The 17,974-nt window shown below is 64.7% G+C and carries 10 protein-coding genes; all 10 read right to left on the reverse strand.

Annotated elements, in window-relative coordinates; genetic code table 11:
- Positions 1–62: 62 nt before the first annotated feature.
- Positions 63–2,210 carry a S46 family peptidase gene (locus tag K0F85_RS01880; protein WP_374198630.1) on the reverse strand — a complete coding sequence of 716 codons (2,148 nt, stop codon included), beginning with the start codon at positions 2,208–2,210 and terminating at the stop codon, positions 63–65.
- An 87-nt stretch (positions 2,211–2,297) separates the two neighbouring features.
- Positions 2,298–3,935, reverse strand: coding sequence for a PAS domain S-box protein (locus K0F85_RS01885; protein WP_257572462.1), 1,638 nt, complete (start codon positions 3,933–3,935; stop codon positions 2,298–2,300).
- 67 nt (positions 3,936–4,002) lie between these two features.
- Positions 4,003–4,185 (reverse strand): hypothetical protein, encoded by a 183-nt coding sequence (locus tag K0F85_RS01890; protein WP_219114295.1) that lies wholly within the window; start codon positions 4,183–4,185, stop codon positions 4,003–4,005.
- A 127-nt stretch (positions 4,186–4,312) separates the two neighbouring features.
- Positions 4,313–5,734, reverse strand: a complete 1,422-nt coding sequence (locus tag K0F85_RS01895) for an efflux transporter outer membrane subunit (protein ID WP_219114296.1) — start codon at positions 5,732–5,734, stop codon at positions 4,313–4,315.
- Complete coding sequence (locus K0F85_RS01900) at positions 5,731–8,976, reverse strand: efflux RND transporter permease subunit (protein ID WP_219114297.1); 3,246 nt, start codon at positions 8,974–8,976, stop codon at positions 5,731–5,733. The genes K0F85_RS01895 and K0F85_RS01900 overlap by 4 nt, the downstream gene beginning before the upstream one ends.
- Positions 8,973–12,098, reverse strand: coding sequence for an efflux RND transporter permease subunit (locus K0F85_RS01905; RefSeq protein WP_219114298.1), 3,126 nt, complete (start codon positions 12,096–12,098; stop codon positions 8,973–8,975). The genes K0F85_RS01900 and K0F85_RS01905 overlap by 4 nt, the downstream gene beginning before the upstream one ends.
- On the reverse strand, positions 12,095–13,453 hold the full coding sequence (locus K0F85_RS01910; protein WP_219114299.1) for an efflux RND transporter periplasmic adaptor subunit: 1,359 nt from the start codon (positions 13,451–13,453) through the stop codon (positions 12,095–12,097). Before K0F85_RS01910 ends, K0F85_RS01905 begins: the two co-directional genes overlap by 4 nt.
- 449 nt (positions 13,454–13,902) lie before the next feature.
- A complete protein-coding gene (locus K0F85_RS01915; protein WP_219114300.1) occupies positions 13,903–14,442 on the reverse strand; it encodes a GNAT family N-acetyltransferase in 540 nt (179 codons plus the stop codon).
- Positions 14,443–14,516: 74 nt separating this feature from the next.
- Entirely contained in the window at positions 14,517–16,391 is a 1,875-nt protein-coding gene (sppA, locus tag K0F85_RS01920; protein WP_219114301.1) for a signal peptide peptidase SppA, read from the reverse strand.
- Positions 16,392–16,454: 63 nt separating this feature from the next.
- On the reverse strand, positions 16,455–17,933 hold the full coding sequence (locus tag K0F85_RS01925) for a sodium:solute symporter (protein ID WP_219114302.1): 1,479 nt from the start codon (positions 17,931–17,933) through the stop codon (positions 16,455–16,457).
- Between the last annotated feature and the right edge of the window lie 41 nt (positions 17,934–17,974).

Raw genomic sequence — 17,974 nt, forward strand, 5'->3', positions numbered from 1 at the left:
AAAAGCCGCATCGGCCCAGTCGGCGGATGCGGCTTTGCGCTAGCGCAAGTTGAAGCTGAATATTACTTCTTGGCAGCTTTCGGATACTTGATCGTCATTTCCTTGAGCAAGTTGTCCGCGTGGTCCACTTCCTGCATCACCCACAGCATGTAGCGGATGTCGAGGTGGATGGCGCGCGTGATGGCCGTGTCGAAGTACCAGTCCTTGGTGATCGATTCATACGTCGAATCGAAGTTCAGGCCGATCAACTCGCCACGCTTGTTCATCACGGCCGAGCCGGAATTGCCGCCCGTGGTGTCGGCGCTGGTGAGGAAGTTGACGGGGACCGTGCCCAGCACCGGATCGCGGAACTGGCCGTAGCGCTTTTCCTTGACGGCGTCGAGCAGTGCTTGCGGCGCTTCGAACGGGGCCTTGCCGGTGACTTTCTCGACGATGCCTTCCACGGTCGTAAACGGTCCCTTGCTAATGCCGTCGCGCGGCGAGTAAGGCGAGACCGTGCCATACGTGACGCGCAGGGTCGAGTTGGCGTCAGGATAGACCGGCTTGCCCTGCGATTTCTTCCAGGCAATCACAGCTTGCATGTATTGCGGAATCACGCGTTCCAGGTTGCCGTCGATTTCCTTGCGGCGCTCTTCCAGCGCCCGTTCCACCGGCTGCAGCTTGACGGCCAGTTGCATGAAGGCATCGTCGGACTGGGCAACAGCGGCCTGGTCCTTTTCCAGCCAGGCCAGGCGCTTGGCCGTGTCGGCCAGTTGCGTCTGCTGGTACAGGGCAGCCACGGCCGCTGGCGCCGGCAGCAGCGCGTCCAGGCCTTGCGGATGGCTCTTCGCCGCTAGCTGGGCGTAACGCGTCAAACCCGCTGCAAAGCGCGCCTGGTCAACCTTGTTGACATACGACTGCTCCAGGCGCGCCAGGCGGGCCTTGATGAAGGCCAGGTCGCGCTGCTGGAATCCCGATTCGCGCTCGGCGTCCGCTTTCTGGCGCTCCAGCGACAAACGGTAGATGGTGCGCGCGCTTTTCAGCAAGTCGCTATTGGTGGCCACGCTCCAGGCGAACTCTTCTTCGCTCAAGGCCATGTCGCTGGCGATCGCCGCATCCAGTTCGGCCAGCAGGGTGCTCGACACGTTCGGCTGCTTGGCGTACCAGGCGCGGAACTCGGCATACTGCACATCCTTGATGGCGGCGATATCCTTGCGGGCGAATCCGTCGAGCAAGCCCTGGGTTTTCTTCAGCACGTTGTTGATGCTTTTGACGACGCTGGCATAGCGCACGGCAGCGGCCGCGTCGCCATTCGTGGCGTCGGCCATCACGGCCAGGTCGGCTTGCAGTTCGGCTACTTTCAGGGGGAAAGCCGTATCGCGCGCGAAGCGGATTTCCGCCGGCAGCTTGTAGCGGCTGGTGCGCCCTGGGTAGCCCGCCAGCAAGATGCCGTCACCGGCTTTCAAGCCTTCGGCCGAGACGACCAGGAAGTCCTTCGATTTGTACGGCACGTTATCGGGCGACGGGTCGGCCGGACGGCCATCCTTGCCCACGTAGGCGCGCAGGAACGAGTAATCGCCCGTGTGGCGCGGCCATTCGTAGTTGTCGATGTCGCCGCCGAAGTTGCCGATCTTGTCCGATGGCGCGTACACCAGGCGCACGTCGCGTATCATCATCTGGCGGATGCGGTAGTACTCGAGGCCGCGGTGGAAGGCGGGCACGGAGCAGCGGTACATCTTGTCCGTTTCGCATTCGGCGATCAAGTCCTTGACGCGCTTTTCCACGGCTTCGTGGCGCGCGCGGCCCGTCATGTCGGCCGTCAAGCCTTTGAGTACGCGCTCGCTGACGTTCTCCACCTTGTCCGTCACATACACGAGGCTGTTCGGGCCGCCCGGCAGCTCGCTAGCGCGCGTCTTGGCCAGGAAGCCATTGGTGATGTAATTGTGTTCCGGCGTCGAATTGCGCTGGATGGCGCCATACGCGCAATGGTGATTCGTCACCACCAGGCCCGCGTCGGAAACGAAGGCGGCCGAGCAGCCGCCCAGCGACACGATGGCGCTCATCGGGTGCTTGCTCAGGTCGGCCAGTTTTTCTGCAGGAATTTCAATGCCGACCCGTTTGAGTTCGGCTTTCAGCTGTGGCAGCTGATGTGGTTGCCACTGCCCTTCGTCGGCGTGTGCGCCGGCGAACGCGCCCAGCAAGGCGACGGGTAAAACGATTGTTTTGAACAAGATATGCCCCTCCATAAATAGCAGGCGAAAGTATAGCCTGTCCAGGGGGCGTGAGTCGGCAAAAATTAACCCCTTGCAATTTCTGTATCAGGCGGCCGGCCGCCCCGCATCCCGCAGGGGAATGTGCAGGGCCAGGCGGCAACCGGCGCCCGACGCCGGCATGCCCACCTCGAAGTGCCCGCCCAGCGCCGTCACCCGCTCGGCAATGCCGATCAGGCCGAAGCACTGTTTCTTGCGCTGCTGCAGCGGCGTGATGCCGATGCCGTTGTCGCTGATGGCCACATACACGGCGCAGGCATCCGAGCTGAGCTCGATCTCGACCTGGCTGGCCTGGGCGTGGCGCATGACGTTGCTGAGCGCTTCCTGCACGATGCGGAACAGCACGATCTCGACCTGGCTGCCGATGGCGGCAAACAGTGCTTCGTCGCGTATCAGCAGGCGGCAGGCGACGCCGCTGCGCTTGCGGAAGTCGCCCACCTGCCATTCGATGGCGGCCTGCAAGCCCAGGTCCAGCGCCATCGGGCGCAGCTCGTTCATGATGCCGCGCACGCTCTTGATGGTGGTGTCGACATTGCTGAGCACGGCGCCAACGCGGCGGTGCAGGCGCGGATGGGACCCCTCGGTGCGCGCGCTGAGCATGGAAATATCGATGCGCAGCGCCAGCAGGTTTTGCCCCAGTTCATCGTGGATATCGCGCGAGATGCGCTTGCGTTCGTCTTCCTTGGCCGTTTCCAGGTGCAGCGCCAGCTGGCGCAGCTGCGCGTGCGAGCGGCGCAGGGCGCCATCCATCAGCTTGCGTTCGGTGATGTCCGTGTGCGCCACCACCACGCGCAGCGGCCCCTCGCCGCGAAAACGGCTGATCCTGGCCTGCGACCAGCGCGGGCCGGCGCGCGTGGCAAACTCATACTCGAGTGCAAACGTCCCGGCCGTGCCGGCAATGACGGAGCGGATGCCGGCCGCCAGCTCGCGTCCGGCGCTGCGCTGCCAGCGCGGGTCCGTCTCGCAAAACTCCAGGTACTGTAGCGGCCGGTGCGGGTGACCGACGAAGGCCAGGCAAGCCTGGTTGGCGTGCACGACGCTGCCAGCCTGGTCCAGCACCAGCACCCGGTCCGTCAGCGAATCGATGGTGGCGTGAAAGAAGCGCTCGGCATCGCGCAAGGCTTCCTGCGCCCGCTCGCGCTGGTGCACTTCCAGCTGCAGATGCTGGTTAGCTCGCAGCAACTCACCTGTGCGGTCAATGACCCTCTGGTCCAGCTCGCGGTGCAGTGCGCGCAAGTCCGCCTCGGCCAGCTTGCGCTCGGTGATATCGGAAAACACGCCGACAAAATGGCTGATGGCGCCGCCCGGCGCGCGCATGGGCGTGATCGACAGCGCTGCGACGAAACGCTCGCCATTTTTTCGCCGGTTCACCAGTTCGCCATGCCAGTTGCCATCCTGGTGCAGACTGCGCCACATGGCTTCATAGAAATGCGGCAAATGCGTGCCGCCGCCGAGGAAGGACGGATCGCGCCCGATGGCTTCCTCCGCCTGGTAGCCGGTGATGGTGGTGAAGGCGGGGTTGACGGAAATGATGCGGTTGTCGCTGTCCGTCACCAGCACGCCTTCGCGGATACTGTCGAGGATGACGAAGGCGCGCCGCAAGGCCGCTTCGCGCGCATGCTCGTCGCACAGCTCCGTCACCAGCATGCGCGCCGTGGCGCTGGCCGCGTCGAACGGTTCACTCATGGCGCGCCCGCTCCTGCTTTGCCGTCTGCCACGGCGCAGGAAATGCCGTTTTTCCGGGTAAAGATGATCATGTTGCGGATCTCTTTGCAGACCAGGCAATTGTCCTTGTGCTGCCAGAAAAACCGGCCCTGGTGCGCGCAATGCCGCTTTCCTGCGTCACGTTCACCAGGAAGGCGCCGATGGCCACCAGCGGGAAATCGATGGCGGCCACCTCATGCGCCGGAGCTTTGCTGTGTTTGCTGCGTGTCATCGTCGGCAAGAATGCAGCCACGGCCAAAGCGTCAGGCTGGGAATGGATAATCTTGCATTCTAGCACTCAAGATGCGCAGAAAAACACGAATGTGGCGCAGGTTTTTCGGCCCGCGCCAGCCTGCCGCCTACTGCGCCGGCGGCGTATGCCAGCCGCCGCCCAGCGACTGGATCAGGGCCACGGCCGTCGTCTGGCGGTCCGCCTGGGCCTGCACCAGCGAACGGCGCGCCGACAGGGCCGTCACTTGCGCCGTCACCACGTCCGTATAGCCGACCTGGCCCGCGTTGTAGCGGTTCAGCATTTGCTGCTCGACCTGGTCGGCGGCCGACGACGCCTGCTGGCGCAAGGCCAGCTGCTCGGCCAGCGCGCGCGTGGCCGACAACTGGTCTTCCACGGCGCCAAAGGCGGCCAGCACCGTCTGACGGTAGCGCGCCACAGCCGCCTCATGGCCCGCCCTGGCGGCATCCACGCTGGCCGTGGTGGCACCCGCGTTGAACAAGGTTTGCGCGGTCGACACGCCCAGCGACCACAGGCTCGACGATGCATTGAACAGGTCGCCCACACGGCTGGCGCCGGAACCGTAGGAACCCGTCAGGTTCAGGCTAGGATAGTAGGCGGAGCGGGCGATGCCGATCTGCTCGTTGGCCACGGCCACCCTGCGCTCGGCGGCGGCGATGTCGGGGCGGCGCTGCAGCAGGGTCGACGGCACGCCCAGCGGCACCTCGGGCACGGTCAGCGTCCACGGCGCCACGGCCAGGCTGAAGTCGGACGGCGCTTTCCCCAGCAGGATGGCGATCGCGTGTTCCAGCTGCGCGCGCGCGCGCACCTGGCTGGACAAGTCGATCTGCGCATTGGCCAGCTGCGTCTGCGCCTGCAGCAGGTCGGACTTGGCGGCGATGCCTGAATTGAAGCGGTTGCTGGTGATGTCGAGCACGCGCCGGTAGCCGGCGATGGTGGCGTTCAGCAGTGCGATCTGCGCATCGCTCTGGCGCAGCGAAAAATAATTGGTGGCCAGCTCGCCCTGCGCCGACAGGCGCGCGGCGGCCAGGTCGGCCGCGCTGGCCGCCGCGCTGGCGTCCGCCCCTGTCACGCCGGCGCGCAGCTTGCCCCACACGTCCGGCTCCCACGACGCGCCGATGGCCGCCTTGAAATTATTGTTCGTTTGCTGCTCGCCCCCGCCACCGGAACGGGAACCGCTGCCCGTCAGGTTCACGGTCGGGAACAGCGAAGCGCGCTGTTCGCGCACCAGCGCGCGCGCCTGCTCGTACGAGGCGATGGCGGCGGCCACGTTCTGGTTCGAGATGTCAATGCCTTCGGCCAGCTGATTCAGCTGCGCGTCGCCGAACAGCGTCCACCAGGGGCCGCGTTCCAGGGTGTCGGCCGGCGCGGCAGGCTGCCAGCCGGCCGCCTCCTTGAACGTTTGCGGCGCGGCCGCTACGGGCACTTCATACGCGGGACTGACGGCGCAGCCGGCCAGGAAAACAGCGGCGGCCAGGGCCAGCAGGTGGCGTGCGGGGACGGCGGACGGGATAGGTTTTACTTGCTTCATGATTGTGTGCTCGGGTTATCTGGCCCAGGAATGCGGCTCAATTGCTGCTCGTCGGCGCCGCGCGTGCGCAGCTTGTCGAGCAGGATATAGACCACCGGGGTGGTCAGCAATGTGAGTAACTGGCTGGCAATCAGGCCGCCGATGATGGCGACCCCCAAGGGCTGGCGTAGCTCTGACCCCTCGCCGAAACCGATCGCCAGCGGCAAGGCGCCAAGCGCCGCCGCCAGGGTGGTCATCAGAATGGGGCGGAAGCGCAGCAAACATGCTTCGCGCACCGCTTCCACCGCTGTCAGTCCGCGCGAACGCTCGGCTTCCAGCGCGAAGTCGATGATCAATATAGCATTTTTCTTGACGATACCGATCAACAGGAACACGCCGATCAGGGCGATGATGGAAAACTCCATGCGGAACAGCAGCAAGGCCAGCACGGCGCCCACCCCCGCCGACGGTAAAGTCGACAGCACGGTGATCGGATGGATCAGGCTTTCGTACAGGATGCCCAGCACGATGTAGATCACCACGATGGCCGCCAGGATCAACAGCGGCTGCTCCTTGTTGCTGTCCTGCGCGCTCTTCGCCGAACCCTGGAAGCTGCCGCGCACATTCACCGGCATGCCGATTTCCGACTCCGCCTGCGCCACGGCGGCCTGCCCGGCGCTGAGCGGATAGCCGTCGGCCAGGTTGAATGACACGGTGGTGGCCAGTTCGCCGCCCTGGTGGTTGATCGAAGTCGCCGTCGAGCTTTCGGCAAAGGTGCTGAACGACGACAGCGGCACCATGTGCGCCAGGGTCGTGGACAGGGCCGAGCCACTCGACGGATCGCGCGCCGCCGTCGTGTTCGACGGCGCCGCGCTCGTCGTCGCTGTGGTGGTGGCCGAGGTGGCGGCGCTGGCGGCGACGGCCGCAGCATTCGACGCCGGCACATACACGGAGCGCAGCGCTTCCGGGCTTTGCGCATAGCGCGGCGCCACTTCCATGATCACGTGGTACTGGTTCAGCTCATCGTAGATGGTCGCCACCTGGCGCTGGCCGAAGCTGTTGTACAGCGCATTGTCGATATCCTTGACTTGCACGCCCAGCTGCGTGGCGCGGTCCTTGTCGATTGACACAAAGGTTTCCACGCCGTTTTCCGCCTGGTCCGTGTCCACGTCGATCAGGGCCGGCTGCTGCTTCATCTGGTCGGCCAGTTTCGCCGCCCATTTCTTCAGGTCCGCCTGGTTGTCGCTGATCAGGGTGTACTGGTAAGTGGAATTGCTGGAGCGCCCGCCCATGCGCAAATCCTGCACGGGGTTGAGGAACAGCGAAATGCCCGTCACCTTGGCCAGTTGCGGACGCAGGCGCGCGATCACGGCCTGGCCCTTGTCGGTGCGCTGCGACGCGGGTTTGAGGTCGATGAACATGAAGCCGCCCCCCGCCCGTCCGCCGCCCGTAAAGCCGACGACGGTGGCGACGGCCGGATCGTCCTTGATGATGTCGACCAGCTGGCGCAACTTGCCCTGCATGGCCTGGAACGAGATGCTCTGGTCGGCGCGCATGCCGCCGTTGATCTGGCCCGTGTCCTGCTGCGGGAAGAAGCCCTTGGGCGCGGCCGCGAACAGGTACACGTTCAGGCCGACGACGAAGACGAGGATGGTCATCACCAGCGCGGCGCTGGACAGGGCCCAGTCCAGGCAGTGCTCATACACGTTCAGCATGTGCCCGAAACCCCGTTCGAAGCAGCGCGCGACAAGGCCGGGCGGCTTGTGCTGCGCGCCGCTTTTCAGCAGCCAGGCGCACATCATCGGCGTGGTCGTGAGCGAAATGACCAGCGAAATCATCACAGCGGCCGACAAGGTGACGGCAAACTCGCGGAACAGCCGCCCCACCTGGCCGCCCATGAACAGCAACGGGATGAAGACGGCCACCAGCGACAGGCTGATCGACAGCACCGTGAAACCCACTTCGCGCGCGCCCAGCAGGGCCGCCTTGAAGCGGTCCATGCCCGCCTCGATGTGGCGCTGCGTGTTTTCCAGCACCACGATGGCATCATCGACGACAAAGCCGGTGGCCACCGTGAGCGCCATCAGCGACAGATTGTTCAGGCTGAAACCGAGCATGTACATCACGCCAAAGGTGCCCAGCAAAGAGACGATGGTGGCCACGGCCGGGATGATGGTGGCGCGCACGCTGCGCAAAAAGGCGCTGACCACCAGCACCACGAGCACGATGGAGAGGACCAGGGTGAATTCGATCTCGTGCAGGGACGAGCGGATGGAATTGGTGCTGTCGGACGCCACCTGCAGCTTGATGTCGCCGGGCAGCTGCGCCTGCAGTTGCGGCAGCAGGGCGCGCACGCCGTCCACCGTGGAGATGACGTTGGCGCCCGGCTGGCGCGTGATCAGCACGATGACGGCCGGGTCGCCATTGAACAGGCCCAGGGTATTCGTGTTTTCCACGCCATCGACCACTTCGGCCACGTCGTCGAGGCGGATGGCGGCGCCGTCGCGCCAGGCCACCACCAGGCTGCGGTAGTCGGCTGCGCTGCGCCCGCCCGAGGCCGTGCTGGCGCCAGAATAGATCTGCAGCCTGCGCTCGTCGCCGGAAATCGCCCCCTTGGGCCGGTTGGCGTTGGTGGCCTGGATGGCAGCGCGCACGTCTTCCATCGACACGGCATAGTGATTGAGCTGGTAGGGCAGCAGTTCCACGCGCACGGCCGGCAGCGAGCCGCCGCCCAGTTCCACGTCGCCCACGCCCTTCACTTGCGCCACCTTCTGCTGCACCAGGTTCGAGACGGCATCGTAGATCTGGCCCGGCGTGCGCGTCTTCGACGTCAGCGCCAGGATGATCACGGGCGCGTCGGAGGGGTTGGCCTTGCGGTAGGTCGGATTGCTGCGCAGGGTGGCCGGCAAATCCGCGCGCGCGGCGGCAATGGCCGCCTGCACTTCGCGCGCGGCCGAATCGATCTTGCGGTTCAAGTCGAACTGCAGGTTGATGCGCGCCGAACCCGTGCCAGATGACGATGTCATTTCGTTTACGCCCGAGATCACGCCCAGGCGCCGTTCCAGCGGCGTCGCCACCGAGGTTGCCATGGTCGCGGGACTGGCGCCGGGCAGGCTGGCGCTGACGGAAATGGTCGGATAATCGACCTGCGGCAGCGGCGAGACGGGCAGCACGAAGAAGGCGCCGATGCCCGCCAGCGCGATGCCGATGGTCAGCAGCACGGTGGCGATGGGACGCTTGACGAACGGTTCGGACAAATTCACGCGGCGCTCCCCGCATTATCGGCCGGCTTGTCCAGGTTCACGCCACTTGTCTGCGGCTTGCCCGCAAAGCGCTGGCCCAGACGGTCGAAGCCCAGATAGATGACGGGCGTGGTAAACAGGGTCAGCACCTGGCTGACGATCAGGCCACCGAAGATGGCCAGGCCCAGCGGACGGCGCAACTCGGCGCCCTCGCCCCAGCCCAGCATCAGCGGCACCGCCGCGAACAACGCTGCCAGGGTGGTCATCAGGATGGGACGAAAACGCAGCAGCGCCGCCTGGTGGATGGCTTCCTGCGGGCTCTTGCCCTCGTCGCGTTCGGCCTCGATGGCAAAGTCGATCATCATGATGGCGTTTTTCTTGACGATGCCGATCAGCAGGATGATGCCGATGATGCCGATCACGCCCAAGTCCTGCCCCGAGATCATCAGCGCCAGCAAGGCGCCCACGCCTGCCGACGGCAGGGTCGACAAAATTGTCAGCGGGTGGATATAGCTTTCATACAGCACGCCCAGCACGATGTAGACGCAGACGACGGCGGCCAAAATGAGCCACAGCTGGTTCGACAGCGAGTTTTCATACGCGCCGGCCGCCCCCAGGAAGGTCAATGTGACCGAGGCAGGCAAGGCGATGTCTTTCGCCGCCGCGCGGATGGCGTCGACGGCGCTACCCAGCGCCACGCCTTGCGTCGTATCAAAGCCAAGCGTCGTGGCCGGGTATTGCGCCACGTGCGTGATCTGCAGCGGCGCCTGTTTTTCGCTGACGCTGGCAAAAGCGGACAGCGGCGTCGACTTGCCGGAACCCGTGCGCACCTGCAGTTCCGACAGGTCGGCCGGCGTGGTGACGATGCCGGGCTGCGCTTCGAGAATCACGCGGTACTGGTTGGTTTCCGTGAAAATGGTCGAGATGATGCGCTGGCCGAAGGCGTTGTACAGCGCGTCGTCGACCGTGGCCGTGGTCACCGACATGCGCGCAGCGCTGTCGCGGTCGATGGCCACCGTGACGGCGGCGCCCGTGGCGCCGGCATCCGTGACGACGTTGCGCAACTGCGATTTTTCGCGCATGCGCGCCGCCAGCTTGCCGGCCCACTCGGTGACGGTGGCCGTGTCGGCCCCTTCGAGCGAAACGCGGTACTGCGTCGGGCCCGATTCCGCATCGATGGTCAAGTCTTGCGTCGGCTGCAGATACAGGGTCACGCCGGCCACCTTGGCCACGCGGTTGCGCAGGCGCTCCATGATGTCGTCCTGCTTGCCGCTGCGCGAACGCTTGAGGTTGATCAGCATGCTGCCCGTGTGCAGCATGGTGTTGTTGGCCGCATCGACGCCCACCAGGGAACTGAGGGTATCGACAGCGGGATCTTCCAGCAGCGCGCTGGCCGCTGCCTGCTGCAAGCTGGCCATGCGTTCGTACGAGACGGCTTGCGAGGTTTCGATGCGCGCCTTCAGCTGCCCCGTATCCTGCGTGGGGAACAGGCCCTTCGGTATCGTGATGTACAAAATCACTGTCAGCAGCAAGGTGGCCAGGGCCACCAGCAGGGTCAGGCCCTGGCGTTTGAGTACCCACACCAGCGCATGGTCGTACTGCACGATGACACGGTCAAGGTAAGCCTGGATGCGCTGGCCCGTGGCGCTGACCTTTTCATCGGCGTGGCTTTTCAGCCAGCGCGCCGACATCATCGGCACCAGCGTCAGCGACACCACGGCGGAAATCAGAATGGTGATGGCCAGGGTCATGGCAAATTCACGGAACAATCGGCCCACCACATCGCCCATGAACAGCAGCGGAATGAGCACGGCGATCAGGGACACCGTCAGCGAGATGATGGTAAAGCCGATCTGCGACGCGCCTTTCAGGGCGGCGGCCATCGGCGTCTCGCCCTCTTCAATGTAGCGGGCGATATTTTCGATCATGACGATGGCGTCATCGACGACGAAACCGGTGGCGATCGTCAAGGCCATCAGGGACAGGTTATTCAGGCTGTAGCCGAGCAAATACATGACGCCGCAGGCGCCGATCAGCGAGATCGGCACGGACAGGCTGGCGATCACCGTGGCGCGCAGGCTGTGCAGGAAGGCGAAGATCACCAGCACCACTAGCAGCACGGACAATAACAGTTCCATCTCCACGTGTTCGACGGAGGCGCGGATGCCCGTCGTGCGGTCACTCAGCACGTCGAGCTTCATGGCCGCCGGCAGGCTGGCCTGCAAGTCGGGCAGCAGGGCCTTGATGGCGTCCACCGTCTTGATGACATTGGCGCCCGGCTGGCGCTGCACGTTCAGGATGATGGCCGGCTGCTTGCCGGACCAGGCGCCCAGGCGCGTGTTTTCCGCGCTATCGACCACGTTGGCCACATCCAGCAGGCGCACGGGGGCACCGTTTTTATAGGTGATGATCAGGCGCTTGTAGTCTTCCGCCGTCACCAGCTGGTCGTTGGCATTGATCGTGAACGAGCGCGTGGGACCGTCGAAACTGCCCTTGGCGCTATTGACGTTGGCCGCCGTGATGGCCGTGCGCAGGCTGTCGAGGCCCAGGCCGTACGAGGCCAGCAACTTGGTATCGCCCTGGATGCGCACGGCAGGACGCTGGCCGCCCGAGAGCGACACCAGGCCCACGCCGTTGACCTGGCTGATCTTCAGCGCCAAACGCGTGTTGACGATATTCTGCACCTGCGTCAGCGGCATCGTGTCCGAGGTGATGGCCAGCGTCAGCACGGGCGCGTCGGCCGGGTTGATCTTGGCGTATACCGGCGGCGCTGGCAAGTCGGTGGGCAGCAGCGAGCCGCCCGCGTTGATGGCGGCCTGCACTTCCTGTTCGGCCACGTCCAGGGTCTGGCCCAGGGTGAACTGCAGGGTGATGATGGAGACGCCGGCGGCGCTGGTGGAACTCATGCGCTGCAAACCCGACATCTGCCCGAACTGGCGCTCCAGCGGCGCCGTGACGGTCTGCCCCATGACTTCGGGACTGGCGCCCGGGTACAGGGTCTGCACCTGGATGGTGGGGAAATCCACCTGCGGCAAGGCGGCCAGCGGCAGGAACTTGAAGCCGACCAGCCCCGCCAGCACGATGGCCAGCATCAGCAGCGCCGTGGCGACGGGGCGCTTGATGAAGGGAGTCGATGGACTCATTGCGCTGCGCCCTTCGCTGGCGCGGATGCGGAAGCCGCTGCCGATGCGCTGGCCGCGCCGTCAGCCGGCTGGCGGCGGTGGCGGCGTTCGCCGTTCGTGCCAGTGGCACCGCCGGCGGCACCGCGCGCGCCGGCAGGCTTGTCGCCCGCCAGGGTGACTTTCGCGCCTTCCTTCAGGCGGTCGGCACCTTCCGTGATGACTTGTTCGCCCGCCTCCAGGCCGGCACGGATTTCCACCATGTCGGTCGTCGCCTGGCCCCGCGTGACCATGCGCACGGTGACGGTTTTATCCGCTTTCAGCACATACACGAAGTCGCCATTATTGCTGTGGCGCAGGGCCGTGACGGGCACCAGCACGGCGCCGGTGATATTGCCCAGCTCCAGGCGCACGTTGACAAACTGGCTGGGGAACAGGGCCATCTTGTCATTCGCGTAGCGGGCCTTGGCCCGCACGGTGCCCGTCTGCACGTCAACCTGGTTGTCCAGCGCGCTCAAGCTGCCTTGGTCCAGCGTGTGCGTGCGCGTGCGGTCCAGCGCCAGCGCCGCCAGGGCCGAACCGGCATTCAGGCGCTCCTGGATGGTCTGCACTTTATCCTGGGGTACGGAAAACTGCACGTCGATGGGCGAGAGCTGCGTCACCACGACCACGCCGCCCGCGTCGCTGGTGCTCACCAGGTTGCCGATATCGACCACCTTCAGGCCCGCGCGGCCGCTGATCGGCGACACCACTTTTGTGTAACCCAGATTCAGCCTGGCCGTGCCTTCGGCGGCGCGGTCCGTCATGACAGTTCCTTCCAGTTGCTTGACCAGGGCTGCCTGCGTATCGACGTCCTGGCGCGCGATGGAATCCTGGCCCAGCAAGGTTTGATAGCGCTTCAGGGTCAGGCGCGCGTTCTCCAGCTGCGCTTCGTCGCGCTGGCGCTGGCCCGTGGCCTGCATCAACGCCATCTCGAACTGGGCAGGGTCGATCTGCGCCACCACCTGGCCCGCCTTGACCATGCCGCCTTCCTTGAATTTCAGCTCCTTCAGGATGCCCGACACCTGCGGACGCACCGTCACGGTGGACGCCGCCGTCACGGTGCCCAGCGCATCGAGCACCACGGGCAGGTCCGACTTCACGGCCGTGGCCACGCCAACGGTGGTCGAGGGAGCGCCGCGGCGTCCGCCTGCCCCCCCCGGCCCGCCGGGTCCGCCTGGTCCGCCCATGCCTGGGCCGCCCTGGGCGCTGCTGCCCGAATGGGTCAAATACCAGGCACCGCCGCCCAGCGCGGCCATCACTGCCAGCGCGATGACGCTGCCGACGATTTTCGAGCGGCGGCTGCGCCGTGGAGTATTGGGTGCTGTCTGCGAATCCATCGCTTATCCTTGTATAGGCCGCTGGCACGGCGAGTCTGTGGCGCCGGCCGAGGTGGGACACACTCAAGCCGGACGACCGTTTTTCGGGGTTGAATTAGCTGCAAAACGTGAGGGAGTCAAGAGCTGAAAATCAGCTGAAAAAGCTGTGCCCCCATCGTGAAACGACTCTAGCATAGTCATGTTTCTGATTCATTTCGATTTGAAACAATTGCACAGGCGCCAACCGCCGGGCGTTACCAGCCAGCGGGCAGTACGGCGCAGCACAAAGGCGGGGACGATGGAAAAATCAGGCTTGCGGGGCCAGGAGGCGCAGCCGCGGCACACGGCGCGCGACGGACAGGTCGATACAAACTCGCTACAAAATTCCCGCCTGCGGCCTTGACACGGGCCGGCGCGGCCATTTTTGGAGGGAATTCGGAGGGGATGCGGCAGCCAATCTTTACCTGGCTTTACAGCGTCATGCCGAGGATGACGTCCTGGTAATCGGTGCGGCCCACGCGAAACGTGCGCCGGCCCAGTTGCGCAAAGCCGCAGCGTGCATAAAACGCCAGCGCGTCGTGGTTTTCCGCATACACGCCCAGCAGCACACGCCCTGCCCCGCCGGCGCGCGCCTGCGCCAGCGCCGCCTGCATCAGGCGTTGCCCCACGCGCCGGCCCTGGAAACGGTGCAGCAGGTAGATGCGCTTGATTTCCAAATCATTTGGCTGCGGGTCGGCCACCGGCAGGCTGGCGGGGCTGAGCACCAGATAGCCCACGGGAGCACCACCGGGCGTGGCCTCGGCCAGCCATAAACGCATGGCCGGCAGCGCCAGCCAGTCGCGGTACAGCTGCACGTCGTGCTGGCGCTGGCAATGGGCGATGATGTCGGCGCCATCGAGGATGCCGGCAAACGCTTCAAGAAAGGTGGCCTGCCCCACCAGCGCCAGCGCGGGTTCGTCTCCCTTGACGCACGGGCGAATGGCGATCGCCGTGTCAGTCTGTGTACTCATGTCGTTTGCCATGCCTTGCTCCTGATATGAAACAAGCCGGGCGAAGCCGGCTTGGGATGCTGTTTAGGTAGGTGTTACTTGCCGCCCAGAGGCACCTCGCACAAGCAGTGCGTGAGGGCCATGAACGGTTTGTGCTCGCGCGTGATACCCGACAGCCAGCTCAAGTCCTGCGCCATGCCCAGCGCCGCGTCAGCCGGCAAGCCCGTCGTGGCCAGGCCCAGCTTCACGTGCTCACCCAGGCCCAGCGTGGCCATGGCCCTGGAGCCAAACATACCGATCAGGCGGTCCACGTTCGATGTTTCCTGCTCCAGGTAGGTCACGCGATAGTCGCTGCCCAGCTTGGCGCGCTTGGCCGCCGACGCCAGTGCATCGCCATAGCTGCCGATGCGGTCGACCAGATTGCGCTCTTTCGCCTGCAAGCCTGTCCAGACGCGGCCCTGCGCCACGTCATTGATCTTTTCCGGCGTCGTCTTGCGCGCCTTGGCAGCCAGGTCCAGGAAGTTGCCATACACATGGTTGATCGACCCCTGGATCACTTGCGCGAAACGGGGATCGAGCGGACGCAGCGGGTTGCCCGCGTCGGCCAGCCAGGTGGTGGGCGAGCCGGCCGTATGGATGCCCAGCTTGTCGACCACCTTGTCGGCCGTCGGCAAAATCGCGAACACGCCGATGGAACCGGTGATGGTGGCCGCGTCGGCGATCACTTCATCGGACGAGGTGCTGATCCAGTAACCGCCCGAAGCGGCCACGTTGCCCATCGAGACGACGACCGGCTTGCCGGCGGCACGCGTCAGTTCCAGTTCGCGGCGAATCAGTTCCGAGCCGAAGGCGCTGCCGCCCGGCGAATCGATACGCAGCACGACAGCCTTGATCGACTTGTCTTCGCGTGCCTGGCGGATCAAACGCGAAGTGGACAGGCCGCCGATGGCGCCCGGTGGCGCAATACCATCGCCGATTTCACCGGAGGCGATGACCACGCCGACGGCGTCGCCCATGTGCACGGGACGCAAACGCGCCAGGTAATCGCTGTAATTCACCTGGCGGAAGTTCGTGCCTTCCGTGTTTTTGGCACCGCGCGCCATCATGAACTGGCGCAGTTCATCGCGCGTTTTCAGGCCGTCGACCAGCTTGGCGTTCAGCGACAGCTTGCCCAGGTCGCCGCCGGCCGCCGTCATCAGATCGGGCAGCGCATCGATCGCTTGCATGATGGCGCCGGCAGGCAGTTTGCGCGCTTTTTCCACGTCCGCCGTATAGGTGGCCCACAGGCCGTTGTTCAGGTAGCGGTCCGCTTCGGCCGCCGCTTCGGATGGGCCGTTGGCGATGAACGGCTCGGCCGCGCTTTTATACGTGCCCACTTTCAGCAGGTTCACCGTCACGCCCACTTTGTCGAGCGCGTCGCGGTAGTAATTGCGGTAGCGGCCGAAGCCTTCCAGCATGACGCCGCCCATCGGGTGCAGGAATACCTCGTCGGCCTTGGCCGCCACCAGGTACTGGCGCTGGTTGTAGCTCGAACCCCAGGCCGTGACTTTCTTGCCCGTGGCGCGGAAGCGTTCCACGCCGGCCGCCACTTCGCGCAGCGAGGCCAGGCCGCCGCCCTGCAATTCATCCAGCAGGATCACCATGGAACCGATGTTCTTGTCCTTGGACGCCGTGTCGAGCACCGCCAGCACGTCGCGCAGCTGCACGCTTTTCCTCGCTTCGCCGCTGACATTGGCCAGCACCGCCTCGCGCACGCCACCCGGGGTTTCCTCGACCAGCGGGCCTTGCAGGTCGAGTACCAGGGTGGTCTTTTCCGCCAGGGGCTTGGCGCCGCCGCCAAAGATGGCGATCAGGATGGCGATGACGATCAGCAGAAAAATCAGATTGACGACCACGCGTCGGGTGGCGTCCAGCGCGCGCCAGAATGCGCCAAAACCGCGGCGCAGCGGCGGGAAGGGGTTGAGTGACATTGATGCTCCGTGAGTTTATGTACCTAAAGGAAACCAATATAACTGAAAACAACTGGAATCGTCTTATTTTGACAAGTGCGCCGCACCTTGGCCAGCCTGCGCTGGCGGCGTGGAAATAAGGAACAGGCCAGCCAGCACCAGGGCGCCATTCAGTATCAGCAATTCCAGTCCGAGGCGGTAATGTGCGAACAGCCGCGCTTGCTCCCCTTCGATCAGCGCGCACAGCAGCGGCCCCGCCACGGCCACCAGCGGCACCCAACGGTCGCGCACGCCGCGCCGGCTCAGCAGGCCGAAGCCGAACAGGCCCAGCAGCGGACCATAGGTATAGCTGGCCAGCTTCAAGATCACGCCTATCATGCTGGGATCGTCAAACCACTTGAAGGCCATGATCAGGATCAAAAACAGTGCCGCAAAACCCAGGTGCACCTTGCGGCGCCAGCGCATCTGCACGGCGGCACTCAAATCCTGCCTGCGCTGCAGGCCCAGAATATCGATGCAAAAGGTGGACGTGAGCGCCGTGAGCGCCCCGTCCACGCTGGGAAACAGGGCGGAAATGAGGGCGATGAAAAAGATCAGCTGCACCATGGCGGGGAAATGCCCGAGCACCACGGCGGGGAACAGTTTGTCGCCCGTCGCCGTCACGCCGGCCAGCGGCGCATACAGGTGCAGCAAGCCGCCGAGGAAGAGGAACAGCAGCAACACGCACGTGAGCACGACGGTCAGGCTGAGCATATTCTTTTGCGAATCGCGCAAGGACCGCACGGAAATGTTCTTTTGCATCATTTCCTGATCCATGCCCGTCATGGCGATGGTAATGAACATGCCGGCGATAATGTGCTTCCACACATAGGCGGGGCTGTCCGGGTCCAAGTTGAAGATGCGCGTGAGCCCTTGCGCGCGCATGCGTTCGAGGCTGTCGACAAGGGTCAGGTCCATCTCGCGCAGCAAAAACACGCTGCAGATCACGAGGCCCGCCAGCATGCACGCCGTTTGCAGGGTATCGGTCCAGACGATGGTCTTGACGCCACCCTCGTAGGTGTAGAGCAGGATCAACAGCAGCACGACGCCAGCCGTCAGCCAGAATGGCACGTCAAAGCTGTCGAGTATCGTCGCCTGCAGGATATTGACCACCAGATACAGCCGCGCCGTCGCGCCCAGCAGGCGCGACACGATGAAAAACGCCGCCCCACTCTGGTAGGAACGCCGTCCCAGGCGCAGCTCAAGGTAGCGGTAAATCGACGTGAGCTGCAGCCGGTAATACAGCGGCAGCAAGATGAACGTGATGGCAAGATAGCCCAGCACATAGCCGATCATCAGCTGGATGTAGCCGAAACCGTTGCTCCCGACGGCACCGGGCACGCTGATGAAGGTGACGCCCGTGAGCGTGGTGCCGACCATGCCGAAGGCCACTAGCATCCAGTTGCTGTCCTTGTTGCCGATGAAAAAACTGTCGTTGGTGGCGTGGCGCGACGTGCGCCACGCGACGCCCAGCAGGATCAGGAAATACGCGAGGACGACGGAAAACAGGATGGTGGGGGACATGGGCGATGCGCAGCAGATGGAAAGTGGGCTGCAATATACAC

It is taken from the genome of Janthinobacterium sp. UMAB-56 (assembly GCF_900095265.1).
GTDB lineage: Bacteria > Pseudomonadota > Gammaproteobacteria > Burkholderiales > Burkholderiaceae_D > Janthinobacterium.